This is a genomic window from Yersinia sp. 2542 StPb PI (genome assembly GCF_048593855.1).
Classification (GTDB): domain Bacteria; phylum Pseudomonadota; class Gammaproteobacteria; order Enterobacterales; family Enterobacteriaceae; genus Yersinia; species Yersinia enterocolitica_E.
This window is the reverse complement of the sequence record NZ_JAZGQA010000338.1, coordinates 1-2,181: the sequence shown is the minus strand read 5'-3', so window position 1 is coordinate 2,181 and position 2,181 is coordinate 1. Positions and strand designations below refer to the sequence as shown.

Sequence of the window (2,181 nt, the reverse complement as noted above, 5' to 3'; positions counted from 1 at the left end):
ATTATTCAAATGATAATCCCTTACTTTTGAATTAACCATCAGTGCAGAGTCTGTGGGAAATGATATTTAACGATCAAAATTCATCATGATGGAAGCCGAGTTTGGTGCTCACTCGCGCTGCGGGTTGACTTGGCGCACGAAAACGTAAAAATTTCACCCCATGTTGTTGTAGATAACGCGCCATTTCGTGTAGTGCGGCGCTTCCCGCCCCGCGAATACTGCCTTCATCTTTCGGGATTAGCACATAGTTTGGGTCAGTTACAAAAAATTCGATGTAGTAGTTCTCGTGACTATTTTCAAACGACTCATCTCTTCTGGCGACCAGGAGACTAACAACATCTCCTTGTAACCGAACCGCTGCGTACACATCGTCATGTTCGGGTGCGAGTAATTCACTGTATAGAAAGTAACTATTTGTTCGCCCAGCCGCGATAGTTCGGTCATGTTCCGACCAGGGTTCGTTAGTGATGTGGTAATAGACGGGGGCATCGTTATATATGTCTGACCATGCGCCTGCTGCTGCTAAAGCATCATCCATAAAGGCGGCATCGATATCTGGCCGGGTCGGGATGGTGGTATCAAGAATATCGACATCAAAATATAAATTGGGTTGGGTGACCCATTGTTCATTCTCAAACACGCGTACCGCAGGCCTCTCTGTGGGGTAATGATAAGAGGCCAAAGAGAGTGAATATGTCCCTAATGGCAAGCGCTGTGCACCCAAGGGGGATTCCGTCGCGCCAGGGTTGTGCGCCAGATAGCGTGCGTAATTTAATCTTGTATGATCAAATGCTTGAGATATCTGGCGGATGGTTTCCTCCGCCCCCAGATTGCGCATAGCCTCTCTAACTTCATTAACCAGGCGGCTTCCTGCTGCCGAGTCCCTATTTGGAATGGCTGGTGTATCTTCCTCATAAATTTGTGTTAATACTCGGCGTAAAACATCCAGCGTCCAGTCGCGTAATGAATCACCGTATAGCAGGGTGAAATCCGCCAAAACTCTTGATACCCACAGGCGGCAGTTTACATTTGTATCACGGGGATAACGCTCGGCGAGGATATTATCTATCGAGGTTTTACAAAATTGCGCGGTGGCGGGTAGGGTGAGTGACTGATTATGTAATTGGGTGTCGAGCCTGGTTAATGTCAGTGTTGCGCTGCCACTATTTTGGGGTAATTGTGGCTGTGGTTTCAGCAAGGGTGACTTGGTGGTAACCGCCATCGATTTATCTTTGTTATCATCAGAAAACCAATGTTTTACTGTACTCCACAGTGTATCGCCCTGAGTGCAGTGGCTATGAGTGACGTAATTATAAATCGCCAACGCGGGAATGAAGGTACAACCTAATGTTCCGGCGGTATCGCGTTCGCTTCGGTGGTGTACCGACTGAATATCTTCAGCGCTGGCAGCCATCACTATTTGGTCGATGATAAGTGGTTGCTTGCCGGTATTATTAATAACGATGGCTGAGGTTTCTACTGGGCGATCAAAGGGGGCATTGCCAAGCGTTATAGTGGGGGATAAGGCTATCTGTTCAGTGCCACGGCTTTCCATATAATCTACGGCAATACTGTTGTTGTTAATATGGAATAACAGAGAGAATCTGTCCGCCTCGGGGTTGATGCGAAATGCTAGCGGTTCTTTACTCTGCGGACTATTAAAGATGAATATATCTCGGTGAGAAAACCATATTATTGGTCCTAAAGATAATTCCGTCATAAAAACACTCTGATCATTAACATCAAAACTCAATAACACTTGTTTATTGGGATGGTTAGGATCACTCCATTGATGAGCAAAGATATCGGATAAAGGCAGTTGCATTCTTTTTAGAATGACACAACGTTCACTACAACCTTCAATAGGTGAATAAGCGACCTCAATGCCACTGATTTCATTATCCATATACAAATTGGCTAAAGCGGGCTGCTCGATAGACTCGGTTAAGTTAAAATAAGGCGGGCTATAATCATCATTTTTATATATGGTGGCTAACATCCCGTCGGGAATATAAATTGATGAAGCATTGTCATTTCCTATCATGGTATCGTCTTCGTTAAAAAGATCAGCTTTCTTTTTGTTGGAAAAACATTTTGATTTTCCTTGAAATTTATCCTCTGAATATAAACATACCTCTGGTGGGGCGGTGGTGTAATCTCTCATATCATTGGCAGTTGCAG

At 44.7% G+C, this 2,181-nt stretch carries 1 protein-coding gene; it reads right to left on the bottom strand.

Annotated features, from left to right (window positions below):
* Positions 1 to 73: 73 nt before the first annotated feature.
* A partial coding sequence (locus tag V1952_RS21375; protein WP_420075505.1) for a GNAT family N-acetyltransferase occupies positions 74 to 2,181 on the bottom strand: 2,108 nt, incomplete at its 5' end.